The sequence below is a fragment of the Mycobacterium sp. E1386 genome, assembly GCF_001672745.1.
Lineage (GTDB): Bacteria > Actinomycetota > Actinomycetes > Mycobacteriales > Mycobacteriaceae > Mycobacterium.
In genome coordinates this window covers 1-21,723 of record NZ_LZKH01000079.1, presented here as the reverse complement: position 1 = coordinate 21,723, position 21,723 = coordinate 1, and the positions used below count along the sequence as shown (strand labels likewise).

Here is a 21,723-nt window from a genome sequence, read left to right as displayed (position 1 = left end):
AGTGCCAAACAACTATCGAGTGGTTCAGTGGAACACCGGCAATGTCGGAAAGAGCTCGCTGAAGTCGATCGTCGCCAACCCCACCTATGAGCTGGTGGGCTGCTACGCCTGGTCGGCGGAGAAGGTCGGCCGCGACGCCGGCGAACTGGTCGGGATCCCCCCGCTGGGTGTGGCGGCCACCAACGACGTCGACGCGCTGCTCGCGCTGAAGCCGGACTGCGTGGTCTACAACCCGATGTGGATCGATGTCGACGAGTTGGTGCGCATCCTGTCCGCGGGCGTCAACGTGGTGACCACGGCGTCGTTCATCACCGGGGGAAACCTCGGAAACGGCCGCGAGAAGTTGGCGCAGGCCTGCGAGAAGGGCGGCGCCACGATCTTCGGCTCCGGAGTGAGTCCGGGCTTCGCCGAGCTGCTGGCCATCGTGTCGGCGATGGTGTGCAACCGCATCGACAAGGTCACGGTGAACGAAGCCGCCGACACCACGTTCTACGACTCACCTGAAACCGAGAAGCCGGTGGGCTTCGGCCAGCCGATCGACCACCCCGACCTGCCGGCGATGGCGGCGAAGGGAACGGCCATCTTCGGCGAGGCCGTCCGGCTGGTGGGCGACGCCCTCGGCGTCGAGCTCGACGAGGTGAAGTGCGTGGCCGAGTTCGCCCAGACCACGGCGGATCTCGAGATGGCCTCCTGGACCATCCCCGCGGGCTGCGTGGCGGGCGTCTACATCAGCTGGCAGGGCATCGTCGATGACACCACCCTGATCGACCTGAACGTGCGGTGGCGGAAGGGACAGACGCTCGAACCCGACTGGAAGATCGAACAGGACGGCTGGGTGATCCAGATCGACGGGCAGCCGACGGTGACCACCAAGGTCGGCTTCCTGCCGCCGCCCTACTTCGAGGCCACCACGCTCGAGGAGTTCATGGACCTCGGCCACATCATGACCGCGATGCCGGCGATCAACGCGATCCCCGCCGTCGTCGCGGCGGCGCCGGGCATCGTCACCTACACCGATCTTCCGCTGACGCTGCCGCGTGGGAACGCCTGTGTCAGCATAAAGCGGTGATTGCGAAGCGCATCGTCATTGGTGTTGCGATCGCGGTGACTTCGGCGGCATCGGGCGGGACGCTCAACAGCCCTGGCGCGCATGCCGATCCGTGTCCCGCCGTCGAGGTGGCCTTTGCCCGCGGCACCGGCCAGCCCGCGGGTGTCGGCAACGTCGGCCAGGCGTTCGTCGACTCGCTCGGCTCTCAGATCTCCGGTCGCTCGATGGGTGTCTACCCGGTGAACTACCCCGCGACCGAGGCCTTCGCGGCGAGCGCCCAGAACGGTGCGGATGACCTGGTCGCTCACGTACGCGACATGATCGGACGCTGCCCCAACACCCGAATGGTGCTCGGCGGATTCTCGCAGGGCGCGGGTGTGATCGATCTGGCCACGCCGGCCATGCCGCCCCAGGCGGCCGATCATGTCGCGGCGATCGCCGTCTTCGGCAATCCGACGAGCGCACTCGCGAATCGCTTGTCGGGCACCGTGTTTCCCCCGATCGGCCCGCCGTACGCCGCGAAGACCATCGACATGTGTGCCGCCGGCGACCCGGCGTGCTCCGATGGCTCCAGCATCAACGTCTTCGCGCACGGCTCGTACGTGCAGTCCGGAATGACGGCGCAGGCCGCGAACCTGGTCGCCGCCCGGTTATAGAACCGCCTTGCGCCGAGTGGTTTTGGCGTAGGTGGCCCCGAGCTGCGGCACCCGCAGCGGGCCCTGATCACGGGCCGCCATGATGGCGTTGCGCAGCGGACGAGCCAGGCCCGCAAAGGATCCCATGTCGAACAGCAACGGCGTCAGCAACCGGTTGTGGACGAAGCCGAACGAGCTGCCGGCCTCCGGGTCGGCCCAGCCGAGCGTCCCGCCGAGACCGACGTGGCCGAACCCCTTTAGCAGGCCGGGCACCGGCGATTCGTGGTAACCGAGGTGAAATGGCATGGGCACCACCATGTTCGCGTCCGGCCACTTCCGGCGCGCCTGCCCGGCCAGGCCGCGCGCCAGCTCCTCGGACAGGTACTTCTTGCCGTCGATACGCCCGCCGTTGGCCAGCACGGCATACATCTTCGCCAGTCCACGGCCGGTCACCACGCCGTTGGCGGCGGGCACCTCGCCATCCAGGAAGGGGGTGTCCCCCTTGATCAGGGAGACGACGCCGGGAAAGTACATCGCGCCCAGCGCGCCGGAGAACGGCAGGCCGGCCATCTTGGGTGCGATGAAGTTGAACACCGGGGCGCGCAGCCTGCCCTGCGGTATCAGGATCTCCGCGGGCGTGGTCGGCGAGCCTTCCGGAGGGCGGCCGAGGTGCAGGCCGTCGGTGTTGAGGGGCCGCGCTATCTCCTGGCGGATCAGCTCCCGCATGCCCTTGCCCGTCACCGCCCTGGCCAGGCCGGACAGCAGCCATCCGTAGGTCAACGCGTGATAGGCCTGCACGCCTCGCAAGTGGTCGACCGGCGCGGCGGCGAGGCGTTCCTCCATCAGGGCGTGGTCCATCAACTGCGCCTTGGTGACGCCGCGCAGGTGCGACAACCCGGAGCGGTGCCGCAAGACGTCGCGGACCGTGATTTCGGCCTTGCCGTTGGCCGCGAACTCCGGCCAGTATTCGGCGACGGGCTCGTCATAGGACAGCAGGCCGCGGTCGGCCAGCCGATGGATCACCGTCGACGCAACCCCCTTGGTCGCCGAGAACACCATCGCGCCGGTGTCGGCGGTCCAGAGCTGGGTGCCGGCCCGGTCCGACCAGCCCGTCCAGACGTCGACCACCGGCACGCCGTCGATGTAGACGCTCAACGCTCCGCCACCGAACCGGCGCCCGGGAAACAGCTGCGCGAACAGCTTGACGACGTTGCCGAAATGGGGGTCGGCCGCACCGGAGACACCGCGTGGCAGACCATCGTCGGCGACCAGAAGAGCCGACGGCTTCACGGTGCCGCGCCGCCCCGCTGCCACGAGGACGAAGCTATCAGCCGGCCCCGCGCGGCGGGCCGGTTTCTAGCCGGGCGGCTCCGTGGGCTCCGGGGCGGGCGGTTGCGCGGTCGGCGAGTCCCTCAGATACCTGCGCAGCCGAAGCAACTGGTTGACCACCATGCCGATGCCCAGCAGCATCAGCCCCACCACTATTGCGACCACGATTGCGGCGCTCACCCCTCCATGATGGCAGGACGGGGTTTCAACATCTCCCATTGCTGGGTAGCCACACCGGCATGAGTAACGAGGACAAGCTGAAGAACAAGATCGAAGACCTGGGCGGGCGGGCCAAAGAGGCCATCGGCAAGGCGACCGGGGACCACGATACCAGGGACGAGGGCCGGGCGGACCAGGCGAAGTCCAGCCTCAAGGACGCGGGCGAAAAGGTGAAAGACGCGTTCAAGAAGTGATCGGGCTTTCCGCGTTGCGCCGGCTGCCGGCGCTCGTTGGACTGGCGGCGCTGACAGCCGGCGCCCTGGTGTCCAGCGCGCCCAGCCCGTCGGCCTCCGCGGACCCGTGCCCCGATGTCGAGGTGGTGTTCGCCCGCGGGTCGGGCGAGCCGCCAGGCATCGGCGGCATCGGCGGGTCGTTCGTCGATGCGTTGCGCTCGCAGATCGGCTCGCGCTCGCTCGGTGTGTATGCGGTCAATTATCCTGCCAGCACGGACTTTTCGGCCCCCGACTTTCCCCAGACGGTAGTCGACGGGATCCGCGACGCCAGCTCGCACGTCGAAGCCACGGCCAAGAACTGCCCCAACACCCGTGAGGTGCTGGGCGGCTATTCGCAGGGCGCGGCTTTGGCCGGGTACGTCACTTCGGCGGCCGTGCCGCCGGGCGTCCCCGCGTCGGCCGTGCCTCCGCCCATGCCGCCCGACGTCGCCAACCATGTCGCCGCGGTCACTTTGTTCGGAACGCCGTCGGGCGACTTCCTGCAGAAGTACCACGCCCCGCCGCTGGCGATCGGCCCGCTGTATCAGCCGAAGACCATCGAGCTGTGCGCCCAGGGCGATCCGGTGTGCGGCAGCGGCAACGGCAACGACTTCGCCGCCCACACGTCCTACGGGATGAACGGCATGACGGGCCAGGCCGCCAACTTCGCCTCCAGTCACCTGTAGTCCGGACGGCCCTGCAAAGATCGCACCATGCGCGTTCTGATCACAGGCGGTACGGGGTTCGTCGGCGGCTGGACGGCCAAGGCCATAGCCGACGCGGGGCACTCGATCCGGTTTCTGGTGCGCAACCCCGGCAAGCTGGAGACCACTGTGGCCAAGCTGGGCGTCGACGTGTCCGACTTCGCCGTCGCGGACATCACCGACCGGATCGCGGTGCGCGAGGCGCTGGACGGCTGCGAGGCCGTCGTGCACAGCGCCGCCCTGGTCGCCACCGATCCGCGCCAGACGACGGAAATGCTCACCACCAACATGCAGGGCGCCCAGAACGTCCTCGGCCAGTCGGTCGAGCTGGGCTTGGACCCGATCGTCCACGTGTCCAGTTTCAGCGCGCTCTTTCATGCCGGCCTGGAAGAGCTGTCGGCGGACCTGCCGGTCGTCGGTGGGGCGGACGGCTACGGTACGTCCAAGGCGCAGGTCGAGATCTATGCCCGCGGTCTGCAGGATGCGGGTGCGCCGGTGAACATCACCTACCCGGGCATGGTCATCGGTCCGCCGGTGGGCGACCAGTTCGGGGAGGCCGGCGAAGGCGTCAAGGCCGCTTTGCAGATGCATGTGATCCCGGGGCGGAGCGGGGCCTGGCTCATCGTCGACGTGCGCGATGTGGCCGCGTTGCATGCGGCGCTGCTGGAACCCGGCCGCGGCCCGCGCCGGTACATGGCGGGCGGCCATCGCGTTCCGGCGGCGGAGTTGGCGAAGATGCTCGGCGAGGTGTCCGGGTCGGCGATGGTCTCGGTTCCGATCCCCGATACCGCCCTGCGCGTCGCCGGCGCGGTAATGGACCGCGCCAGCCGGTTCGTACCCTTCGACACGCCCTTCACGTGGGCCGGGATGCAGTACTACACGCAGATGCCGGCGTCCGACGATTCGCCCAGCGAGCGCGAACTCGGCATTACCTACCGGGATCCCCGAGAGACTCTGGCTGACACATTCGAAGCGCTCCGCGCCGTCAGCTGAGCGTCACCGGGCTGAAGGACCAACGACTGCCGTAACGGGGTCCTAATGCCCTCGCGGGGCGTGGTCCGCGGAGAGAACATCACCGTAACGTTCGGCTCCTCCGCGTCCGGGGATGTACATCATGACCAAACCGATTCCGCCCCTGGATCTTTCATGGCTCTTGATCGAGTCGTCGGCCGGCACGACGCATGTGGGCGCCATGCTGTTGTTCAAGAAGCCCGCCGGCCGCGCGCCGATCGTGCGCGAGATCGTGCAGGCGTATCGAGCGTGCGTGCCGGCGCCGCCCTTCAACTACGTTCCGGAGCTGCTCGGTCGGGGGGCGCCTCATTTCCGGGAGGTGGCGCACTGGGATCCCAACTACCACGTGGGACACCTGGCCCTCCCCGCCCGCGCCTCCTACGACGACCTACTACGGCTCGTCGCGGATCTGCACGAGCCACAGCTCGACCGTAACCGGCCGCTATTCCGGTGCTGGGTGATCGACGGGGTGCCGGGCGGCAGGTTCGCGATCTACACGAAAACCCATCACTCGATCATCGACGGCGAATCCGGCCTCAAGCTTCTGTACGCCGGGCTGAGCACGACCGGGGAGCGCACCGTCCCGACACCGGCCTTCGCGCTGGGCGCGCCTGAAACCGCGCCGCACCCGCCGACCCCCTTCACGTCGCGGATCACCGACTCGATTCGCGCGACCCTCACGCAGGTCGAGGCGCTCAGCCAGATTTCGGTCGGCGCGCTGCGCAAGCTCTTCGCGACCATCGTCCGATCGCATCTGGAGGGCAGTCTGCCGTTCGGGGCGCAACACGCCCCGACCAACGCCCCGCTGCAGATCGGGCGCAGCTTCGCGACGCTTTCCCTGCCGCTCGAGGAGATGCACGAGGTCGGGCGGCGCCTCGGGGCGACCCTGAACGACGTGGCCGTCACGGTCATCGATGCGGGGCTGCACGACTACCTACGCGAGACGGGCCAGGCCTTCGCGCATCCATTCATTGCGATGTGCCCGGTCTCGCTGCGTGGCGGCGCGGACACGACGATCGGCACGCGAGTGTCCGCGGTGTTCCCGCGACTCGGAGAGCCCGGAGCGAGCATGCGGGAACGGATCCAACAGGTGGTGGACTCGGTCGCCGCGTGCAAGAAAGAGCTCAGCCGCATGTCCAGCGAGGCGGCCCTCACCTATGCGGCCGGGCTGGTGGCGCTCGCCGGGCTGGGTTCATCCACACACCTGGACCGCGTCGCGCACCCGGCGTGCAACCTCGTCATCTCCAACGTGGCGGGCGCAGAGGAGGTCAAATACCTCAACGGCGCGCGCCTTCTCGGCATCTACCCGGTTTCCGCCCTCGCGGCCTCCATCGGACTCAACGCCACCTTCGCGTCCTACCACGACAGCATGGACTTCGGTTTCGTCGCCAACGCCGCGGCGCTCGGTAACCTGCCGCACCTCGCCCGGTGCACCCGGCGGGCCTACGGAGAGTTGAGAGCAGCGGCGGGACTGCAACCTTCGAGACCCAAGTCGGCCACCGTGTAGGAGGATCGACTGATGAAGACCGTAACGTGCACCAACGCGAAGCTGGACGTCGTCGACCTGCCTGCACCGACCCCGGCCAAAGGCCAGTTGCTGATCGACGTCCTACGGTGTGGCATCTGCGGATCGGATCTGCACGCGCGCCGGCACTGCGACGAACTCGCCGACGTGATGGCCGAGTCGGGATATGACGCGTTCATGCGATCGGATCAGCAGGTGGTGTTCGGTCACGAATTCTGCGGAGAGGTAATCGATTACGGTCCCGGCACCCGCAAGGCCCCGCGGCCCGGCACCCCGGTCGTGGCCCTGCCGCTGCTGCGGCGCGGCAAGGAGGTGCATGGGATCGGGTTGTCGACCATGGCGCCGGGCGCCTACGCCGAGCAACTCCTGGTCGAGCAGTCGCTGACGTTCGCCGTTCCGAACGGGCTGTCCCCCGACGTCGCCGCGCTGACCGAGCCGATGGCCGTCGGGTGGCACGCCGTTCGCCGCGGCGAGGTGGGCAAGGGTGACGTCGCCATCGTCATCGGCTGCGGCCCAATCGGTCTCGCGGTTATCTGCATGCTCAAGGCGCATGGGGTGCGCACCGTCGTCGCGAGCGACTTCTCGGCGGGCCGCCGGGCGCTCGCGACGGCCTGCGGCGCCGATATCGTCGTCGACCCCGCACAGGACTCGCCCTACGAGACCGAGGCCGGCCGCAAGCATCTGCAAGGCATCCTCGAGGCGTTCGACCTCGCGGTCGGGACGATCGAGAAGCTACAAAGGCTGCGGCTGCCATGGTGGCACGTGTGGCGCGCCGCCGAAGCCGCCGGCGCGGCAACCCCCAAACATCCCGTCGTCTTCGAATGCGTCGGCGTCCCGGGCATCATCGACGGCATCATCTCCAGCGCGCCGCTGTTCTCGCGGGTCGTCGTCGTCGGCGTCTGCATGGGCGCCGACCGCATTCGGCCGGCGATGGCGATCAACAAAGAAATCGATCTGCGGTTCGTGCTCGGCTACACGCCCCTGGAGTTCCGCGACACCCTGCACATGCTCGCCGACGGCAAGGTCGACGTCGCGCCGCTGATCACCGGGACGGTCGGATTGGCTGGCGTCGAAGCCGCTTTCGACGCACTCGGTGACCCCGAGGCGCACGCGAAGATCCTGATCGACCCCAAGAGCGACGCTACGCGGCCGGTTTGATCTCCAGCCCCACGTGCACCTTGTCGACGCCGCCGCGCACGATCGAGTGGGCATAAAACCACCACGCGTGGTACCAGTACCGCTTGAGCACGGCGTTGTACACGCGCCGCGTCTCCGACTTCGGCAGAACACGCGCGATCCCTTCGACCGGCTCGCTCTTCGGCTTGCCCAGGGATCCACTCCTCGCGATCGTCACCCGCGGCGTGTTGTTGATCCGCTTGACCTTCCACGAACCGTCGTCGGTGATGACCAGGAGCTTGTCCCCGTCGGGCACGCCCCAGATCGCCGTCGGTTTCGGGCGACCGTCCTTGGTGAACGTGGTCAGAAGCAGGTACTTGGATGCGATGACGTCTTTAAAGCTGGGAGCCACGGTTTTTTCCTTCACTTTTTGAACTGTCCGGATGGCAGTTCCCCGGCCGCCGATTCCTTAATCATGGACTTGGCCTGCGCCTGTCCAGGCGCCGTGTTGATTTTTAGCGATCGCCCAAATTAGGGTCCGTTGATGGCCAGGGACTCCGCGACCCGCGACACGCTCATTGACGCGACGATCCAGATCATGGTCGACGAGGGTTATGCCGCGGCGACGTCGCGCCGGGTGGCGGCCGAAGCCGGCGTTAAGCCCGCCCTGGTGCACTACTACTTCCCCACCATGGACGACCTTTACCTGAACGTCTTCCGGCGTGGCGCGGCCGCCTACCTGGAGCGCCAGCAGCGGGCGCTGGCGTCCGACCAGCCCCTGCATGCCTTCTGGGACACGCTCATCGAGCCGAAGGACACTCGCCTGCTGCTGGAGTTCATGGGGCTCGCCAACCACCGCAAGGAAATCAGGACCGAGATCGCGGGCTGGTCGGAGCGTTGGCGCGAGATGCAGATCACCGCGTTGAATTTCATTGTCCGCGAACATGGTTTGGACACCGGTGATTTCCCGCCGGCCGGCCTCGCGGTCATCCTCGCCGCGGTAGGCCGCATGCTGATCCTGGAGCAGGCGCTCGGCGCCAACACAGGCCACGCGGAGGCGGTCGCGCTGGTGAATCGCATCGTCGATCGATTCGAGATGCCGAGGTAATTCAGGGCAATATGACCCGCAACCGCTCCCAGCCACGAACTGTCGATGTCGAGGCCAATTGCGCTGTGCCGTAGTCGATGCCCCATTCGGGCCAGCGGTTCAGAATCTCGTCCAGCGCAACGCGACCCTCGAGGCGGGCCAGGTTGGCGCCAAGGCAGTAGTGCACACCCTTGCCGAACGTCATGTGCGAGATATTGTCGCGGCGAACGTTGTAGGTGTCGGGATCGGTGTACCGGCGGTGGTCGCGGTTGGCTGCGCCGAACAGCAGCAGCATGGCGCTGCCGGCCGGAACCGTAGTGCCGTAACACTCGAAATCCCTTGCCATCCAACGGGCGACGTGTGGCCCCGTCGGCTCGAATCGCAGCGTCTCGTCGACGGTACGGCTCAACAGCGACCGGTCCTCGTAGACGGCGCGCCGCTGATCGGGATGCTCGGCGAGCACCTTGGCCAGCCAGCCGATCAGCCGGCCGGTCGTCTCGTTGCCCGCCCCCGCGACCACCTGCGTGTAGTGCAGCACCTCCTTGCGCGTCAGCTTTCGGCGCACCCCGTGCTCGTCGTCGAACTCGACGTTGAGCAGCGTCGTCATCAGGTCGTCAGAAGGGTTATTGGACCGCCATTCCACATAATCGGCATAGATTCGGCCGTCGGCGATCGAGTCGGCGTCTGCAACCTTCAGCGGTGCACCCGGCTTGGTCCGCAGGTTGGCGTCGTTGGCGTCGCGGACCGAGACCTGTTCGGACTCGGGGATTCCCAACAGCATCCCGATCACCCGCATCGGCATCATCGAGGCCAGCTCCGCGATGATGTCGAAGCCGCCAGAGCCGACGAGCGGGTCCAGACACCGCACGCAGTATTGCCGGATCTGGTCCTCGAGCTCGGCCATCCGGCGGGGCGTGAACACGCGCGACATCAGGCCGCGCAGCCGCGTGTGTTCGGGCGGATCCTGGAACATCATGACGCCGGCGGGCATATCGAATTTCGACTTGATGAGCTCGAGGATGTCGCTGCGCTTGTTGGAGAACGTCTCCCAGTTGGCCAGCGCCCGCTCGACGTCGGAATGCCTGGACAGCGCCCAGAAGTCGTAACGATCGTTGTAGTAGATCGGCGCCTCTTCGCGCAGCCGGGCGTAGGTCGGATACGGGTCGGCGTTGATGTCGACGTCGTAGGGGTCGTAGTAGACGTCCGTGTCGCTGGTGACGGTCATCGATACTCTTCCTCCATTTTGAGCGATCGCCCAAATTCGCGCGCACCCCTGTCTAGCAGCAGGTAGACCGGGCAGTCAAGGCGTCCGAGGCAATGATGTCCGCGTGACATTTGGCAAAGATCTGTGAAGATTTGCCACCCGGGTGTGAAGGCTTCGTTAAGAAGGCGGCACGCCCGCGGCCGGACCGGCACCGTAGAGGCATGACGCTCTTCGAGCTGCTTCCCTCGGTGAGGCACGGGTTGAACCCGCACCTCGATCGCGCGGTGTGGCCGCTGAGCGCCTACGTCGACGACCTGGGCCGATTGTGCGTCGGGGACGTCGCCGCCGACGATATTGCCACCGAGTACGGCACTCCCACCCACATGGTGGACGAAGAGGATTTTCGGGCCCGCATCCGCTGCTATCGCGCGACGCTGCCAGATGCCGAGCTGATTTACGGCGGCAAGGCGCTGTTGAGCGTGGACGTGGCCCGCTGGGCCGCGGATGAAGGGGCCGGCTTGAACGTCAGCTCGGCCGCCGAGCTGGCGACCGCGCTGGCCGCCGACGTCCCGCCCTCGCGGATAGTCCTGGATGGCGCGAAGACCGCGACTGAGCTCGGTGACGCGATCGCGGCCGGCGTCGGGCGGATCGTGATCGATTCACCCAGCGAGATCTCGCTGCTCGCCTGCCGGGTGCGTCACCGTCAGCGCGTTCTGCTGCGGGTCATTCCCGACGCGGGGACGCCCGACCGGAAATTCGGCTTCGCCCTGTCGGGGGGCCATTCGGCCCTCAAGCGTGTCCTGGACCAGCCGTCGCTCGACCTGGTGGGCCTGCACTGCCAACTCGGGGCGCACCTCATCGATGCCTCGCTCTACGGTGCGGCGATCCAGCAGATGATCGGCGTGATGGCCCAGGTCCGCGAGCACCATCAGGTCGTGCTCACTGAGCTCAATCTTGGCGGCGGACACGCGATCCCATACCGTTCGGGCGACCCGGAGCTCAACCTGCGATCCCTCGGCGCTGCTGTGGATGCCGCACTGGAATCCGCTTGCGCGGAGCACGGATTCCCGCGGCCGAAGATCGCGATCGAGCCGGGCGGGGCGATCGCCGCACGCGCGGGGGTGACCCTGTGCCGGGTCACCGCTGTCAAGCGGCAGCCGGGCGGGCATACCTTCGTCGCGGTGGACGGCGGCCTGGCCGGCCACCCCGGGAATCCGGGCGCGAAATACACGGTGGCACTGGCGAACCGCCACCGGCCGACCGCGAGCGCACCGGTCACCGTCGTGGGCCGGAATGGAAACGGTGACGAGATCGCCCGCGGTGTCGAGCTGCCCGCGGACATCCACCCCGGTGATCTGCTGGCGGTGGCCTGCACCGGCGCCTACCAGCACTCCACGGTATCGGGCGTCAGCCTGGTGGGCCGGCCGCCGCTGGTCGCCGTCTCCGGCGGTCGCTCCCGAGAACTCGTGCGCCGGGAGACCGTGGCCGACCTGCTGGCCCGCGACCGCGGTTGGAACGGCCAATGACGTCTTCCGGCACGAACGTTCGCGCACGCGCCGACCGTTTGCGTGTCACTGCTGCGTACGCCGTCCTGTTGCTCACGGTTTCGCTCACCCTGACGGCGATGGGTGCCCGCACCCGCGCCTCAGTCGTCAGCGAAATGAGCACCAACCTGCACAACCTGGCGCACGGCCATCTGGCCGCCCTGGTCGGTAGCGCGTTCGTCAGCGACGGAGGCGACGTCTATCTCTGGTTGCCCGGCCTGGTGTGCCTGCTGGCGCTCGGCGAACTCATTTGGCGCGGTAGGGGCTTGCTGATCACGTTTGCCGTCGGCCACATCGGCGCCACGTTGATCCTCGCGGTGGGGCTGGTCGCCGCGGTGGAGACGGGATGGTTGCCGTTCTCGGTCGCCCGGGCCACCGACGTCGGGATCAGCTACGGCGCCGTGTGCGTGCTGGGGGCCCTGACCGCCTCGATACCGTTGCGCTGGCGTGCGGCCTGGATTGGTTGGTGGCTTGGCATCGGTTTGGTGGCCACGCTTGACGCGGACTTCACCGCGTTCGGTCACGTCCTGGCACTGCTCCTTGGCATGGGGTTGTCCTTCCGGTTGCCGTCGATCACGCGCTGGACGCCGGTGCATGCGGCCTTGCTCACCGGCGGCGCCGCGTTCGGCTTCTTCGTGCTGTCGGGATGGTCATCGTCGGTGGCTCCCCTCGGTGGATTGACGGGCGTGGTGATGGCCCTGCTCGCCAATCGGGTGGTGCGGTCGGCCGCGGTCTAATCGGTTGACCCGGTCAGCGTCTCGATCTGATAGCGGCTGGCCGTCCACGGCGGGGAGTCGGGTGTGGGCGTGAGGGTGATTGTCAGCTGCGCTTTGCCCGCTGTTGCCGACTGCGGCAAGAGGTAGGTGTCGTCGAGCCAGCGATGAAAAGTGTTGCTGCGCGGCTGCAACCAATTCCCCACGGGGACGCCGTCGATGGTGACGTCCGCCGACTGGAAACCGTCCGCCTGATCAGACGTCCGTCTCAGCAGGATTCCGCGGTTGTCCGGGTCGGTCTCGAGGTGGAACGTGACCGCACCGTTGGCGGCGCGGACCGAACCGATCACCGGATGGGTGTCGTCGGCGCCTTCATATTCGCTGACCAACAGCTGGTCCGTGCCGTCAGCGTCGGCATAGCCGTGCAGGAGTCGACTGACCGCGTCGCCCGGGCGAACGTTGTCGCCCGGCGCAAGAGTGTCATTCGGCTGCGTGTAGAGGAAAGCGGTTGAGCTGTAGTCGGGTTGAACCATGTTCCGTTTACCGTGCTCGATGCCGAAGCGGATCGCGGAGTGGTAATCGATGGCGTCGGCGAGCATGAGCCGATAGACGGCGACGCAGTAGTCGGCGCACCCGGCGGTCGACGTGCGGCGGTCGGGTTGACCGGTGAGCGGGTCACTGAAGCGGGTGCCGTCCTTGAAATACCAGCCGCCCTCGTAGAGGTCCTCGGTGCCGGTGCCATACCACTGGGGCGACCCGGCGCCGTCCGTGTAGACGCGCTCGGCCCCTTCGAGAAAGTAAGGGGCGGCGTCACTGAACGCGGTCCTGATCCGAGAACCGCGGATGGTTTGGCTGACGCCGACGAATTTCCCGTGGCCCTGCTCGTCGGCGAACAGCCAGTCCTGGCCCGGGACCGTCGGACCGGCATGCGAGCGAGCGGTGAAGTAGCCAGCGCGACCGCTGGCCAGCGCGGGCGCCCACTGGGCGTCGGGGGTGGTCGTCACGTCGCTGTCGATTCCGGCCACCGGGTCACTAGTCGTGTTCACAACCGTGATGCGGGCGGCGTGGGCGAATGGCATGGGCCACCATGCGGACAACGACAGCGGTCCTCCGGGCTGCTGTGTCACGGCGAACATCAGGGACCGCACGGTATTGGTCCCCAACCCGGCGCCGAAGAATTCCCCGAGTGGGGAGTCGACCATGGTGCGGCCGTCGAAGTCCATTCGCAGCCGCAAGCCGCTCAGAAGTTGGTCCGCCGGTTCGGGCAGTTGCAGGCGTATCGCCGAGATGCTGCCCGGGCCGGCCGATTCCGCGATGGTCGTCCCGGCGCCGGCCGGAACCTCGACAACCCGGCTGTCGTGAACAGCCGCAGCCGCAAACGGTTTGGGGTCGACGGTGCCCGCGGCGCGCAGCGTGGCGAGCACGTCGAGCGCGGGGTCGGAGGGCGAGAAAGTGGATACGTCCACGGCGTTCGAGAATTGGCGATAGTCGACGTGGTAGTACTCGAGATCGGATGCGACGCTGATCCGCATCGACTGCCGGTAGGGCATCGGCACCTTGATGTACACCCCGCCCGGCGACTGTGCCGCATTCGCAACGAGCGGCCATTCGAACGGCGCACCCAACGCGCCGTCGACCACCGATTGCAGGGGAGCGTCGAGCACCGTTCGCCCGTCCAGCTCGACGCGGACGTTCCCGATCCGCGTCACCTTGCCGCCGTCGCGCGTGAGCCAGATCGAATCCACCTCGCCGGCACCGCGATCCTCGGCGATGACGCAACCGGCACCGCCGGAGGTCAAACATCCCCCGGTGCCGTTGCGGTTACCGGTGGAGAGGTCGAAATCACCGCCGCTGCGGTCGAAACTGGAGAGCTGCAGGGCCTGTGTGTCGGTGCGCAGATACGGCAGCCGGTCCAGCCGTCGATAGGTGTCCCAGCCGACCAGCCGGTCGGCGGCGCCGGTGCCGCTCGGCTCCGCGGGCGCCGCGGCCGCGACGGTGATACTGGCCGCCCCCGGGAGCAAAAAGGCCAACGTTGCACACCACGCCCGAATAGCCACCGGCATAGCGACAAAGCTTACTTTTCTCGGCCGGGTTGACCGGATTTGGAATCTAATACGTCCAGTGCTGCAGGACACCAACGATCGCTCTCGCATGAAATGCATTCAACGTGTGGCGGTTCGGGGAAGGGCAGACCCTAATTGGCACGAGCGGATACGCCGGCGCGGTCGGTGGTCGTGCGGATAGCTTACCGAGCTCGCCGGCAGGATTGCAATGGGCACGACGGATGCCGCGATCCGGCGACAATGGCCGGTCCGCGGCGCCCGGAAGCTGGTATCTCGGTCCCCCCGAACACGTTTCGGATCGCCCTGCATTGTTGGAAATGTAGGTCGGATGGTGCGCTATTACGAATCTTATGCCCCGGGCCGCCCTTGCGGACGGATTCGGAAAATGAATGCAAATCAGGCGCTCGGCCACCATCAGAGAGGCATCGCCGGCCGTGCCGGCCCGTTCGGGCGACGACTATGGCCCGCTTTCAATCAGTTGAAGTAGATCGCCGCAAATTTGGTGAATCGCATGGCATTCCGCATTGCACTCACGTAACATAACTCCCCTCGGGCGTACATCTCTCCTCTAAAGGATGGAGTGGTCCATGTCTCGTATGAAGTACAAGGTTGTCCTCGGGCTGATTCTGGCCGCCACCGCGTTGACATCCTCGGGTTGCACTATTCCGCTGACCATCGACTGCAGTACCGCTGCCACCGGGATAACCTGCTCGCCATAGGCGGCTGATTGGGCCGTCGAGGGGTTGCGCTACTGGCACGCTTTGCTTGGTAGGGGCTCACTTTGAGCCTACCGAGTGCACCGTTGGTGATATGGCGTGCCAGCCAGCGTACTGGCTTACGACGTCCTGGCTCAGGTGAAATCGCCTGCCTGTCACGCGCTTAGCTAAGTAGCGTGCGCGTCCTCGCGGTGCGCCGCGCGTGGAAGTTGCAGTGCGCATGTCCGCGGTAAAGCCCTGTAGCACAATAGGATCAATGCCGGGCTGGAATGGAAGTATCGACGGAGGATTGTCGCATGCCCTTTGATTGGGTCGGCCTGGACTGCCGCAATTTTGTTGAAAGCCATAGTGTTTCGAATTGTGCTCACGTACAATAGCCCTCTCGGGCGAAGCATTTCTTCTCAACGAATGGAGTGGTCATGTCTCGTTTGAAGTACAAGGTTGTTCTCGGCGTGGTCCTGGGCTTCACCGCATTGGCAAGCTCCGGATGCACGTTGCCTACCATCTCGTGCACCAGCGGGACCACCGGAATCACCTGCACGCCATAGGCAGACTTCCGCGTCGGGGTTGCGCTACTGGCACGCTCTATTTGTAGGCCCGCCTTCGGCCGTGGGCGTGCCAGTCAGCGTACCGACTGCCTGTCGGATCTTTCCCTGAAAGCGTCTGTCTACCAGACGTTCTCGAACAACCGGCGGGTGGGTGCTTGCGTCACTGTGACAAAAAGCCGTACGCCCTGTGGCACTTACGAAATCACCCCCTGGGCGGCCGGAGGCGGCCACGGGCCGAGCTCTGTCACCTTGACTTGCCGGTGTTCTTCAAGTCCGTATCCCTGCTCGGCTGAACGCGTTTCGGCTCGCCGGGCATCTTGGGATAGTTCGGCGGATACGGCAGATCGCCAAGGCCGCGCTCTTCGTCGGCGTCGGCCATCTCCAGTAGAGGCGCGATCGACTGGGCCACGTCATTCATTACGGCCCAAGGGTCTTGGCGAGCCTTCACCAGATCGGGAACGGTTGCGATGGTGTAGTCGTCTGGTTCCGCGCCGGCCAGCTGGTCCCAGCTCAGCGGCGTCGACACCGTCGCGATCGGGGTGGGGCGTACCGAGTAGGCCGACGCCATGGTGCGGTCGCGGGCATTCTGATTGAAGTCGATGAAGATGCGCTCGCCGCGTTGCTCTTTCCACCACGCCGTGGTGACGGCCTCGGGCGCGCGTCGCTCTACCTCGCGGGCCAGCGCGATGCCGGCGCGGCGAACCTCGATGAAATCCCAGTCGGTGGCGATCCGCAGAAAGACGTGGATCCCGCGCCCACCGGATGTCTTGGGATATCCCACCAGACGGAGCTCGTCGAGCAACGGCCGCAACACGTCGACCGCGACCTCGCGCGCCTGCTCGAAGGCGACACCGGGCTGCGGATCCAGGTCGATGCGCAACTCGTCGGGATGGTCGGTATCGGGGCAGCGCACCTGCCATGGGTGCAAGGTGATGGTGCCCATCTGCGCCGCCCACACGATGGCGGAGGGGTGCGTAACCTTCAGGGCATCGGCGGTGCGCCCGGAGGGGAACGTCACCCGGCAGGTCTGCAGATAGTCGGGGTGGTGCTGCGGCACCCGCTTCTGGTAAATCTCCTCGCCGTCGATGCCATCCGGGAAGCGCTGCAGATGGGTGGGCCGGTCACGGAGCGCGTCGAGCATCGGACCACCAGCCACGGCGAGGTAGTACTCGACGAGCCGCCGCTTTGTGCCTTTCGAGCCCAGCTTGGGGAAGTAGACCTTGTCCGGACTGGTCAGGCGAACCGCAATTCCGTCGACGTCGAGCTCTTCTGCAGCGGCCATACCAAAGATTCCAGCACAATCGGCCTATGGACTTACCCGTCATGCCCCCGGTGTCGCCGATGCTTGCCAAATCGGTGCGGTCGATCCCGCCCGATGCGTCATACGAACCGAAATGGGACGGATTCAGGTCCATTTGCTTCCGCGACCGCGACGAAGTCGAGCTGGGCAGCCGCAACGAACGGCCCATGACGCGCTATTTCCCCGAGTTGGTGGCCGCGGTCCGCGCCGAGCTGCCCGAGCGTTGCGTGATCGACGGGGAGATCGTCATCGCAACCGACCACGGCCTGGATTTCGAGGCGCTACAACAGCGCATCCACCCGGCGGATTCGCGGGTACGGATGCTCGCCGAGGCGACGCCGGCGTCCTTCATCGCGTTCGACTTGCTCGCCCTGGGCGACGACGACTACCTGCGGCGGCCATTCAGCGAGCGGCGCGCCGCCTTGGTCGACGCCCTGGCGGACTCGGGGCCTTCGGTCCATGTCACGCCGGCCACCACCGAAGTCGACGTTGCGCGGCGCTGGTTCGACGAATTCGAGGGGGCCGGCCTCGACGGTGTCATCGCCAAGCCGCTGACCGTCACCTACCAGCCCGACAAGCGCGTGATGTTCAAGATCAAACACGAGCGCACCGCCGACTGCGTCGTCGCCGGCTATCGCGTGCACAAGTCCGGCGGTCAAGCGATCGGCTCGCTGCTGCTTGGGCTCTACCAGGACGACGGTCAGCTCGCCTCCGTCGGGGTGATCGGCGCTTTCCCGATGGCCGAACGACGGCGCCTGTTCACCGAGCTGCAGCCGCTCGTCACCGATTTCGAAGACCACCCGTGGAATTGGGCTGCCCACGAAGCCGGCGAACGAACACCGCGCAAGAACGAATTCTCGCGCTGGAACGCCGGCAAGGATCTCTCGTTCGTGCCGCTGCGTCCGGAGCGCGTTGTCGAGGTCCGCTACGACCACATGGAAGGCCGGCGCTTTCGCCACACCGCGCAGTTCAACCGGTGGCGCCCGGACCGCGAGCCTCGCTCGTGCACATACGAGCAACTCGAGCAGCCGGTCACCTTCAGCCTCGGTGACATCGTTCCGGGCCTGGGAGCGGGCTAGAAGGGTGGCGGTTGGTTGCGTTCAGCGATGTGGGCTGCGTTGAGCGCTCGTTCGGCATTGACGCGGCGGGCCCGATCTTGATGTCGGGTCCGGCGGCGTTTGGGCATCATGACTCCGCACTCGCCGAGGGGCCCATATTGCGTTGAGGGAATTCGCAATTCGCCCGTCGGCATGCACAGCGCGGGAAACAACAGCCGACTGCCCGGACGGGTCGTGTACGTCTGACCCGTGGGCGACGTCCACACCACCGTGCCGTCCGGCAGTTGCTCGTCCCGCCAGCCCGTCCAGAAAGTCTTTAGAAGATGGTGTTTCCTGCAGAGGCACTTGAGGTTCGACGCGTGGGTGGGGCCGAGCGGGTAGGGCACCGTGTGGTCGATGTCGGCGAACTCGGCGGGTCGATCGCAACCGGGGAACCGGCATGTCATGTCGCGGCATCGGACGAACCGCTCCAGTTCGGCCGAAGGGCGATATCCCGGCTCGGGCTTCGCGTCGCCGGGATGACGCACCGGCCGGACTTTCGCGCCCCCGCGGATCAGCTCGGCGACCACCGCAGGCGAAATCACGCCCCCGCCGGTAATCAGCGCGGGCGGCCGGGACGGCGGCACGTCGGGCTCGGGATCGGGGGTGAGGGCCTCAACGAGCGTGGTCTGGTCGGTGATTGGCGTCCGCTCCCGTTGGCCCGCCATGTGCGGGTCCGGCTCGGCATCCAAGGCCGATGCGTCGGCAACGACGTGGATCATCACGCTGGCTGCCCGCCCGTCCTCGACGGCGCCGGCCGGGCAGTCCGCATTGCCGCAGCCGCAGGCGAGCCGGTCCGCGCCAGCGGCCAGCGCACCCAACGCGTCGGCACGGCGCTGCGCGACGGTGCGCGGATCGTCTTCGCACACCTCGTGAGCCATCCGCAGCAGGCGCCGGTCCAGTGTGGCCGCGTCGTGCGCATAGAGCCGGCCCCATAAGGCGGCGGTGCCCGACGGGTCGTCGGATTGATCGATGACGACGTCGCGGCTGCGGGCGCTTGCGCGCGTCCTCCGCAGCGCCCCCGGATCGTATTGGTCCACCACCGCGTCGATGGCTTGCGCGGTCTTGCTAGCCGATATCGGCCCAAACCTCATCGCCGCTTCGGCCAACGTCGTATCGATCAAATGCAGTGTGTCGGGGTCTTTTACGAGATCCGTGTGCCAGACGATGGTCGACGCCAGCCGGGCGCTGATCGTGCCCTCGGCGAACAGCGCCGCCACTTGCGGCACTCGATTGCGCAGCGCGGCGGCGAGGTACATCTGCCCTGAGGCCATGGCGTGGCTGATGTTTTGTGCCGCGGCGACTTCGGCGGCCACGGCATCCCAGTTGTCGCAGGACCAGTGGGCGGACACAGTGGGCCCTTCGGCTCGGCGATGCACCAGCTCCGCGATGGCGGCCAGCCGGCGTGCCGCGGCTGCCGCCTCCACCCGTGAACAGTCGGCGATCGCGGCGACCACTTCACCGTCGTCGGCGCGCGCCAACTCGTCGGCGACCGGAAGCGATCTATCGAACATAGTTTCGATGGTAGCCCGGCAGAGCTGCGCATTCCCGCCCGAAGGTGCCACCCTGTGGACAAACTTCGAACTGTGGATAACTTCGGCCCGGCGTTTAATACGACCCAGAGCGGGCAAGCGAACTCACATGTCTGTGACAGCGTTTCAGGATCTGCCGTTGGCCGATCGCGATCGCAAGTGGGACGGAGACGCCGCCGAGAAGCGGGTTCGCAGCTGGGCCGGGGCCGAGGACGCGCCGAACCAGAAATACCGTGATGCCCACGTCTGGTACGACAACGACAAGAAGGACAACTTCACGGCGTACAAACTGTTGATCGCCGATGTGGTCGGCGGCGACCTCAAGGCCGTGCCGCGTGGGGTGATGGCGGCCGGCGCCATCATGGACGGCGCCCGTGGCGGCATCGACCTGCCGAAGGCGGACGTCGACCGTGTCAAGAGCCACTTGGCGAAGTACTACAAGAAGATGGGCGAGAGCCCTCCGTGGGAGCGCGGGTGAGCTAGACCGCGACAGACAGGTGCGACAGTCCGCGCAGCGTGACGTTCGCCTTGTACTGCGGCTCGCCGTCGGGCCGCGCGTGCGGGAACCGCGCCGTCACCGCCGACAGCGCCACGCCGGCTTCCAGCCGGGCCAGCGGCGCACCCAGGCAGTAGTGCGCGCCCCGGCCAAAGCCCAGGTGTCGCAATCCTTTCCGGTCCGGATCGAAGATATCGGGCCGGTCGAATTCCGCAGGGTCACGGTGGGCGGCGGCGAGCACCAACATCATGACATCGCCCGCGGGAACCTCGGCTCCCCCAATCACCATGTCGGCGAGAGCAATTCGGCCGACCAGTTGCACAGGCGGGTCGAAGCGCAGGGTCTCTTCCACGATCGCCGGCGCTCGGCCCGGCTCGGCGCCCAGGGCGGTCCAGTGCGTGCGATCGCGCAGCATCGCCAACATGGCGTTCCCAATCAGGTTCACCGTGGTCTCATGTCCCGCGATCAAGAGCAGGTTGCAGGTGGAGACAATCTCCTCCTCGGTCAGTTGATCTCCGGACTCCTCCACCGCGATCAGCCCCGACAGCAGGTCGTCACCGGGTGTCGAACGGCGGCGGTCGATCAGACCGTGGAAGTACTCGCGCAACCACGCCCCGGCCTGCTGTCGCTCATTCGCCAGCTCCGGCGGCACGCCGGTGATCGTCGAAAACGGATCAAGCGCCTGGGCGAGCAACGCCGATGCGCGACTGAACTGGGGCTCGTCATCGAGCGGGACGCCGAGCAGCCGGCAGATCACCGCGACCGGCAGCGGGTAGGCGAAATCCTCGACGACATCGAAGTGGCCCTTTTCGGCGACCCGATCGAGCATTCCGTCGACCAGCGAACGGATATCGGGCTCCAACGCGTTCACCACCTTCGGCGCGAATGCCTTGCTGACCAGCCTGCGCAGCCTGGTGTGATCGGGTGGATCGAGAAACAAGAAGCCCGGCGGGCCCTGCCTGCGCGGCGCCGTGCCGGCCTCGGCCTGCCGCTTGGCGACCGTCGAGTTGACGTTGTCGCTGCTTGACGACGGGTGCCGCAATACCTCGTCGCAGTCTCGGTAGGTCGAGAAGACGGTCAGGTTGGCGCCGGGCAACTGCAACGCTCCCCCGTCGCGAAACTGCGCACACAGGTGATACGGGTCGGGCCGGTTGGCCGGGTCCAGCAGCTGCAGCAGCAACCCCTGGGAATCGGTCGGCGCGGTCGTCATGCGGCCATTCTGCCCCTCGGCGGGCCGCACACAGTTTCAGCGACGGAGGAACTCGACGATGTGGCCCGCTAGTTCCTCGCCCGCATCCTCTTGCAGGAAGTGTCCGGCGCCGCGGATCAGGGGATGATCGATCCCTTGCGCGCCGCGCATCTCGCGCTGGAAGATCGCGCCCATCGGACCGGTGATCGGGTCGCTGTCGCTGAAGGCGACCAGCATGGGGGTCGGGCTCGCGGCGAGTTTGGCCCATGCCGCTTTGTTGGCCGCCGCCGCGGGATCGTCGGGCGAGGTCGGCACCAAGCCCGGCATGGCGCGCGGACCCGCACAGTACTCGTCGCCCGGAAACGGCGCGTCATAGCTTGCGCGTACGTCGTCGCTCATCGGTTTGCGGCATCCGCCCTGCACGAACGCGCCGAC

At 66.9% G+C, this 21,723-nt stretch carries 20 protein-coding genes and 1 pseudogene; 12 read left to right on the top strand and 9 right to left on the bottom strand.

All coding sequences use genetic code 11. From position 1 onward, the window contains the following. The first annotated feature begins 1 nt into the window (after nt 1). The gene (locus A5709_RS08820; protein WP_068119464.1) at nt 2–1,069 is read left to right on the top strand and encodes a dihydrodipicolinate reductase; all 1,068 of its coding nucleotides are present in this window, start codon (nt 2–4) and stop codon (nt 1,067–1,069) included. Next, nucleotides 1,066–1,704 (top strand): cutinase family protein, encoded by a 639-nt coding sequence (locus tag A5709_RS08815; RefSeq protein ID WP_082973827.1) that lies wholly within the window; start codon nt 1,066–1,068, stop codon nt 1,702–1,704. Before A5709_RS08820 ends, A5709_RS08815 begins: the two co-directional genes overlap by 4 nt. Here A5709_RS08815 and A5709_RS08810 read toward each other — a convergent pair. After that, a complete protein-coding gene (locus A5709_RS08810) occupies nt 1,699–2,973 on the bottom strand; it encodes a serine hydrolase domain-containing protein (RefSeq protein WP_068119518.1) in 1,275 nt (424 codons plus the stop codon). The two genes, A5709_RS08815 and A5709_RS08810, sit on opposite strands and share 6 nt — an antisense overlap. Before the next feature lie 66 nt (nt 2,974–3,039). Further along, nucleotides 3,040–3,192 (bottom strand): hypothetical protein, encoded by a 153-nt coding sequence (locus A5709_RS08805; protein ID WP_231971948.1) that lies wholly within the window; start codon nt 3,190–3,192, stop codon nt 3,040–3,042. Between the two features lie 59 nt (nt 3,193–3,251). Here A5709_RS08805 and A5709_RS08800 point away from each other — a divergent pair, with 59 nt between their 5' ends. The 5 genes from A5709_RS08800 (at nt 3,252) to A5709_RS08780 (ending at nt 7,841) form a co-directional block, all read left to right on the top strand. Beyond that, the gene (locus A5709_RS08800) at nt 3,252–3,425 is read left to right on the top strand and encodes a CsbD family protein (RefSeq protein ID WP_046182002.1); all 174 of its coding nucleotides are present in this window, start codon (nt 3,252–3,254) and stop codon (nt 3,423–3,425) included. Then, on the top strand, nt 3,422–4,129 hold the full coding sequence (locus A5709_RS08795; protein ID WP_197520104.1) for a cutinase family protein: 708 nt from the start codon (nt 3,422–3,424) through the stop codon (nt 4,127–4,129). Before A5709_RS08800 ends, A5709_RS08795 begins: the two co-directional genes overlap by 4 nt. 27 nt (nt 4,130–4,156) lie before the next feature. Continuing rightward, nucleotides 4,157–5,140, top strand: coding sequence for an NAD-dependent epimerase/dehydratase family protein (locus A5709_RS08790; RefSeq protein ID WP_067943372.1), 984 nt, complete (start codon nt 4,157–4,159; stop codon nt 5,138–5,140). Nucleotides 5,141–5,261: 121 nt separating this feature from the next. Next, nucleotides 5,262–6,665 (top strand): wax ester/triacylglycerol synthase family O-acyltransferase, encoded by a 1,404-nt coding sequence (locus A5709_RS08785; protein ID WP_068119513.1) that lies wholly within the window; start codon nt 5,262–5,264, stop codon nt 6,663–6,665. A gap of 12 nt (nt 6,666–6,677) precedes the next feature. After that, complete coding sequence (locus tag A5709_RS08780; RefSeq protein WP_068119461.1) at nt 6,678–7,841, top strand: zinc-binding dehydrogenase; 1,164 nt, start codon at nt 6,678–6,680, stop codon at nt 7,839–7,841. Here the strand turns inward: A5709_RS08780 and A5709_RS08775 are convergent. After that, nucleotides 7,825–8,211: a PPOX class F420-dependent oxidoreductase gene (locus tag A5709_RS08775; protein ID WP_067943433.1), complete on the bottom strand. Its 387-nt coding sequence runs from the start codon at nt 8,209–8,211 to the stop codon at nt 7,825–7,827. The genes A5709_RS08780 and A5709_RS08775 overlap by 17 nt on opposite strands. Nucleotides 8,212–8,343: 132 nt before the next feature. Here A5709_RS08775 and A5709_RS08770 point away from each other — a divergent pair, with 132 nt between their 5' ends. Further along, the gene (locus A5709_RS08770; RefSeq protein ID WP_068119458.1) at nt 8,344–8,907 is read left to right on the top strand and encodes a TetR/AcrR family transcriptional regulator; all 564 of its coding nucleotides are present in this window, start codon (nt 8,344–8,346) and stop codon (nt 8,905–8,907) included. 1 nt (nt 8,908) lies between these two features. Here the strand turns inward: A5709_RS08770 and A5709_RS08765 are convergent, their stop codons facing one another. After that, nucleotides 8,909–10,111, bottom strand: a complete 1,203-nt coding sequence (locus tag A5709_RS08765) for a cytochrome P450 (protein WP_068119454.1) — start codon at nt 10,109–10,111, stop codon at nt 8,909–8,911. Nucleotides 10,112–10,311: 200 nt separating this feature from the next. On the opposite strand from A5709_RS08765, the gene A5709_RS08760 reads away from it, so the two are divergent. After that, nucleotides 10,312–11,616: a hypothetical protein gene (locus tag A5709_RS08760; RefSeq protein ID WP_068119451.1), complete on the top strand. Its 1,305-nt coding sequence runs from the start codon at nt 10,312–10,314 to the stop codon at nt 11,614–11,616. 68 nt (nt 11,617–11,684) lie between these two features. Next, entirely contained in the window at nt 11,685–12,371 is a 687-nt protein-coding gene (locus tag A5709_RS08755; RefSeq protein ID WP_231986944.1) for a rhomboid-like protein, read from the top strand. Here A5709_RS08755 and A5709_RS08750 read toward each other — a convergent pair. Both A5709_RS08750 and ligD read right to left on the bottom strand, forming a co-directional pair. Beyond that, entirely contained in the window at nt 12,368–14,410 is a 2,043-nt protein-coding gene (locus A5709_RS08750) for a glycoside hydrolase family 172 protein (protein WP_068119445.1), read from the bottom strand. The genes A5709_RS08755 and A5709_RS08750 overlap by 4 nt on opposite strands. A 1,508-nt stretch (nt 14,411–15,918) precedes the next feature. Beyond that, nucleotides 15,919–16,956 (bottom strand): non-homologous end-joining DNA ligase, encoded by a 1,038-nt coding sequence (gene ligD, locus A5709_RS08745; protein ID WP_068119443.1) that lies wholly within the window; start codon nt 16,954–16,956, stop codon nt 15,919–15,921. A 26-nt stretch (nt 16,957–16,982) separates the two neighbouring features. Here ligD and A5709_RS08740 point away from each other — a divergent pair, with 26 nt between their 5' ends. Next, entirely contained in the window at nt 16,983–18,053 is a 1,071-nt protein-coding gene (locus A5709_RS08740; protein WP_068119440.1) for an ATP-dependent DNA ligase, read from the top strand. Here the strand turns inward: A5709_RS08740 and A5709_RS08735 are convergent. Continuing rightward, nucleotides 18,050–19,585, bottom strand: coding sequence for an HNH endonuclease signature motif containing protein (locus tag A5709_RS08735; RefSeq protein WP_068119436.1), 1,536 nt, complete (start codon nt 19,583–19,585; stop codon nt 18,050–18,052). The two genes, A5709_RS08740 and A5709_RS08735, sit on opposite strands and share 4 nt — an antisense overlap. Before the next feature lie 127 nt (nt 19,586–19,712). On the opposite strand from A5709_RS08735, the gene A5709_RS08730 reads away from it, so the two are divergent. Beyond that, nucleotides 19,713–20,081, top strand: a complete 369-nt coding sequence (locus tag A5709_RS08730) for a hypothetical protein (protein ID WP_067943357.1) — start codon at nt 19,713–19,715, stop codon at nt 20,079–20,081. A 1-nt stretch (nt 20,082) separates the two neighbouring features. Here A5709_RS08730 and A5709_RS08725 read toward each other — a convergent pair whose 3' ends face one another. Both A5709_RS08725 and A5709_RS08720 read right to left on the bottom strand, forming a co-directional pair. Further along, nucleotides 20,083–21,309, bottom strand: coding sequence for a cytochrome P450 (locus tag A5709_RS08725; RefSeq protein ID WP_068119511.1), 1,227 nt, complete (start codon nt 21,307–21,309; stop codon nt 20,083–20,085). A gap of 36 nt (nt 21,310–21,345) precedes the next feature. Continuing rightward, nucleotides 21,346–21,723, bottom strand: a pseudogene (locus tag A5709_RS08720) (haloalkane dehalogenase); the annotation flags it as partial.

What these genes read in the sequence shown, in the direction of transcription:
- A5709_RS08800 (WP_046182002.1), top strand. Translation starts at nt 3,252, where the DNA reads ATGAGTAACGAGGACAAGCTGAAGAACAAGATCGAAGACCTGGGCGGG.
- A5709_RS08790 (WP_067943372.1), top strand. Translation starts at nt 4,157, where the DNA reads ATGCGCGTTCTGATCACAGGCGGTACGGGGTTCGTCGGCGGCTGGACG.
- A5709_RS08785 (WP_068119513.1), top strand. Translation starts at nt 5,262, where the DNA reads ATGACCAAACCGATTCCGCCCCTGGATCTTTCATGGCTCTTGATCGAG.
- A5709_RS08780 (WP_068119461.1), top strand. Translation starts at nt 6,678, where the DNA reads ATGAAGACCGTAACGTGCACCAACGCGAAGCTGGACGTCGTCGACCTG.
- A5709_RS08770 (WP_068119458.1), top strand. Translation starts at nt 8,344, where the DNA reads ATGGCCAGGGACTCCGCGACCCGCGACACGCTCATTGACGCGACGATC.
- A5709_RS08765 (WP_068119454.1), bottom strand. Translation starts at nt 10,111, where the DNA reads ATGACCGTCACCAGCGACACGGACGTCTACTACGACCCCTACGACGTC.
- A5709_RS08760 (WP_068119451.1), top strand. Translation starts at nt 10,312, where the DNA reads ATGACGCTCTTCGAGCTGCTTCCCTCGGTGAGGCACGGGTTGAACCCG.
- A5709_RS08750 (WP_068119445.1), bottom strand. Translation starts at nt 14,410, where the DNA reads ATGCCGGTGGCTATTCGGGCGTGGTGTGCAACGTTGGCCTTTTTGCTC.
- ligD (WP_068119443.1), bottom strand. Translation starts at nt 16,956, where the DNA reads ATGGCCGCTGCAGAAGAGCTCGACGTCGACGGAATTGCGGTTCGCCTG.
- A5709_RS08740 (WP_068119440.1), top strand. Translation starts at nt 16,983, where the DNA reads ATGGACTTACCCGTCATGCCCCCGGTGTCGCCGATGCTTGCCAAATCG.
- A5709_RS08735 (WP_068119436.1), bottom strand. Translation starts at nt 19,585, where the DNA reads ATGTTCGATAGATCGCTTCCGGTCGCCGACGAGTTGGCGCGCGCCGAC.
- A5709_RS08730 (WP_067943357.1), top strand. Translation starts at nt 19,713, where the DNA reads ATGTCTGTGACAGCGTTTCAGGATCTGCCGTTGGCCGATCGCGATCGC.
- A5709_RS08725 (WP_068119511.1), bottom strand. Translation starts at nt 21,309, where the DNA reads ATGACGACCGCGCCGACCGATTCCCAGGGGTTGCTGCTGCAGCTGCTG.